This is a genomic window from Promicromonospora sp. NPDC060204 (assembly GCF_042728455.1).
Classification (GTDB): Bacteria; Actinomycetota; Actinomycetes; order Actinomycetales; family Cellulomonadaceae; genus Promicromonospora.
In genome coordinates, this window is the sequence record NZ_JBHWZO010000392.1 from 1 (window position 1) to 3,899 (window position 3,899).

General features: G+C 70.8%; 2 protein-coding genes. One reads left to right on the plus strand and one right to left on the minus strand.

The annotated features are described in order from the left end of the window. Positions 1-71: 71 nt before the first annotated feature. A complete protein-coding gene (pepN, locus tag ACFWEJ_RS27825; protein WP_377232403.1) occupies positions 72-2,633 on the minus strand; it encodes an aminopeptidase N in 2,562 nt (853 codons plus the stop codon). A gap of 300 nt (positions 2,634-2,933) precedes the next feature. On the opposite strand from pepN, the gene ACFWEJ_RS27830 reads away from it, so the two are divergent. After that, a complete protein-coding gene (locus tag ACFWEJ_RS27830; RefSeq protein WP_377232404.1) occupies positions 2,934-3,836 on the plus strand; it encodes a hypothetical protein in 903 nt (300 codons plus the stop codon). Positions 3,837-3,899: the final 63 nt, after the last annotated feature.

Genomic DNA, 3,899 nt, shown 5'->3' on the forward strand with positions numbered 1-3,899 from the left:
TCTTCACTCTGAGCTGGCTCAGAGCGAAGAAACCCGGGCCTCAAAGGTGAGCGGAGGTCCCGCCGACGGCGTCAGGCGTCCTTGGCCTGGGCCTTCAGCGCGCGCTCCGTGCCCGCGAGGGCCTCCACGACCAGACGGCGCAGGGCCGGGGCCGCGTCCGCGTTCGTCTCCAGCCACGCCGCGGTGGCGTCCCGCAGCTCCGGCGAGGCCAGCGGGGCCGGGTAGAAGCCCTCGATGATCTCCTCGGCGATGTGGTAGCTGCGCTCGTCCCACACCTTGAGCACGGCGTCCAGGTAGGGCTGCACGACGTCGGCCAGCGGGGCCGGGTCGTTCACGTGCAGGAACCCGAGGCCGGTGTTCCGGATGATCGCGTTCGGCACGTCGGCGTCCACGACGGAGGACAGCGCGGCCAGCTTGCCCTCGACCGTGGGCTTGGCGGCCCGGGCACGGGCGGCGGACTGGCGGCCCGTCGCCGTGTCGTCGGCGGCCAGCGTGGTGTCGATCTCCGCGTCGCCCGCCGCCCCGTTGAGCACGAGGCCCTCCAGCAGCTCCCAGCGCAGGTCGGTGTCGATCTCCAGGCCGTCGAGCGCGACCGACCCGTCGAGCAGGCCGGACAGCGTCGCGACGTGCGCGGGCGTGGAGGCCACGTGCGCGAAGAACTTCACGAGCTGGAACTGGGTGTCCGAGCCGGCCTCGGCGTCGCCCACGAGGGACCAGAGCGTGTCGCCCACCGTGGCAAGGGTCTCCGCACGGGCCGACGGCGCCACGAACTGCTTGGCGGCCAGCACCATCTGGTTGAGCGTGGTGCGCAGCGTGGTCGACTCGGTCTCGCCGGCGATGCCGCCGAGCACGAGCTTTACGTACTCCGACGCCGGCACCTCGCCGTCGCGCACCGCGTCCCAGACCGAGCCCCACACGAGGGAGCGGGCCAGCGGGTCCGTGATGTCGGCCAGGTGCTCCAGCGCCACCGCGAGCGAGGCGGGGTCGAGCCGGATCTTCGCGTACGCGAGGTCGGCGTCGTTGAGCAGCACGAGGGCCGGACGGTCGAGCTCGACGAGCTCCTTCACGTCCGTCCGCGGGCCGTCGACGTCGACCTCGACGAAGTGGGTGCGCGCGAGCTCGCCGCCGTCGGACAGGCTGTAGAAGCCGATGCCGAGGCGGTGCGGGCGGATCGTGGGCCACTCGGCGGGCGCCGTCTGCTCGACGACGAACGACATGATGCGGCCGTGGCTGTCCGTCTCGATGACGGGGCGCAGCGTGTTCACGCCCGCGGTCTCCAGCCAGAGCTTGGACCAGGCCTTGAGGTCGCGGCCGCTGGTGGCCTCGAGCTCGGTCAGCAGGTCGGGCAGCTCGGTGTTGCCCCAGGCGTGCTTGCCGAAGTAGGCGGAGACGCCCGCGACGAACGCGTCCCGGCCCACCCAGGCCACGAGCTGCTTGAGCACCGAGGCGCCCTTGGCGTAGGTGATGCCGTCGAAGTTGACCTGGACGTCCTCCAGGTCCTTGATCTCGGCGACGATCGGGTGCGTGGACGGCAGCTGGTCCTGCTTGTAGGCCCAGGACTTCTCCATCGCGGAGAACGTGGTCCAGGCCGCCTCCCACTCGGTGGCCTCGGCCGTGGCGAGCGTCGAGGCGTACTCGGCGAACGACTCGTTGAGCCACAGGTCGTTCCACCACTTCATGGTGACCAGGTCGCCGAACCACATGTGCGCCAGCTCGTGCAGGATCGTCACGACGCGGCGCTCGCGCACGGCCTCGGTCACCTTGGAGCGGAACACGTACGACTCCGTGAACGTCACGCAGCCCGCGTTCTCCATGGCGCCCATGTTGTACTCGGGCACGAAGAGCTGGTCGTACTTGGTGAACGGGTACGGCACGCCGAACGTGGACTCGTAGAACTCGAAGCCCTGGCGGGTCTTCTCGAAGATGTAGTCGGCGTCGAAGTGCGCGGAGAGCGACTTGCGGCAGAACGCGCCGAGCGGGATCTCCCGGCCGTCCGACGACGTCAGCGACGAGCGGACCACCGCGTACGGGCCGGCCACCAGCGCCGTGATGTAGGTCGAGATGCGGCCCGTGGGCTCGAAGGCCCACGTCGCGGCCTCGACCCCGGCCTCGGTGGCGTGCTGCGCCGCGGCCGGCTCCGGCGTCGGCTCGTTGCTCACTACCTCCCACGCGGCGGGCGCGGTGACGGTGAACTGGAACGTGGCCTTGAGGTCGGGCTGCTCGAAGCAGGCGAACACGCGGCGCGCGTCCGGCACCTCGAACTGGGTGTAGAGGTACACCTCGCCGTCCACGGGGTCGACGAAGCGGTGCAGGCCCTCGCCCGTGTTCGTGTAGCCGCAGTCGGCGACGACGACGAGCTCGTTGTCCTCGGCCAGGCCGTCCAGGGCGATCCGGGAGTCGGCGAACACGGCGGCCGGGTCCAGCTCGCGGCCGTTCAGCACCACGGACCGCACGGACGGTGCGACCAGGTCCACGAAGGTGGAAGCGCCCTCGGTCGCGGTGAAGCGCAGCGTCGTGGCGGACGCGAAAGTCTCCGGACCGGTGGTCAGGTCCAGGGCGATCTCATACGACTCGACCGACACCACGCCGGCTCGTTCGACCGCCTCGGCGCGGGTCAGGTTCTCTCCGGGCACGGGCCCTCCACGTCTGTCTGCTCATGGGCGCCGAAGGCGCCCCGCGCGTCCGAATAACGCGCTTTATCGGTTGGCTTCTCGTCCGGTGTGTGAACTACCTGCGACGACTCGTCGATCATGCCACGCAGGAGTAACAGCGAGTAACGCCTTTGTGTACGATCGACCGCGGTCGCCCAGACCGACCGATTTGAGCTGAGGAGTTGCCCGATGTCCGGCACTGTGCCGCCCCCGCCACCGCCACCGGGCGGCAGCCCTGACGAGGAGCCCACTGCTCCCCCTCAGGAGCAGCACCCCGCCACCATGCCCACGCCTGTCCAGCAGGCGCCGGTGCAGCGTGTCTCGGCGGCGACGCGCAAGCCGCCCGCCATCTCGCCGAGCAACCAGTTCGCCCAGGCCGTCACCCCCGCACCGGCAGCACCGGGTGCGCCCCGGGTGCAGTCCGTGCAGCGTGGCGCCGACCAGACGATGCAGCAGCAGTACTACCCCGAGCAGTACCAGCAGGGTTACGCGGCGCCGCAGGGCGGGCAGTACCAGCCGCAGGGCCAGTACCAGCAGCAGCCGGCGCAGTACCAGCCGCCCGCGCAGTACCAGCCGCAGGGCTACGACCAGTACGGCCAGCCCGTCTACGCGGGTCAGCCGGGCGGCTACGAGCCCGAGCCTCCGCGGCGCAAGCTCAGCCCCGGCTGGATCGCGTTCATCGCCCTGGACGTGCTGCTCGTGATCGCCGCGATCGTGTTCGCCGTGAACCTGCTCGGTTCGCCCGACACCTCGGCCACGGGTGGCGAGACCGCCGGCACGGAGCAGTCGGCCGAGCCGGAGGCCGAGGAGGGCCTGGAGACGGACGGCGGGGCCGGCGTCGAGACCTTCGCCGCGCCGTCGCTCAACATCACCTGCACCATCTCGGCCGACGCCGCGACGTGCGGCATCGCGGAGCTGACCCAGAAGCCCGCGCCCGACGCCTCGTGCGACGGCGCGTCCGGCTACGTGGCGAAGGTCGACCCGACCGGCAACGTGACGCAGCCGTGCGTCAGCAAGAACGACCAGCCCAAGAAGGCCAAGGGCGACGTCGCGATCCTGGACTACGGCCAGACCAAGAAGGCGCACGGCTTCACCTGCGCCAGCGCGGACACGGGCATGACCTGCGTGGCCGACGCGACGGGCAGCGGCTTCTCGATCGCCCGCGCGGGCATCGGCTCGGCCTGACCCACCCGGCCCCACCGTTGAGTGCGGGCTATCTGTTGCCTCGGAGGCTTCGAGGCAACAGAT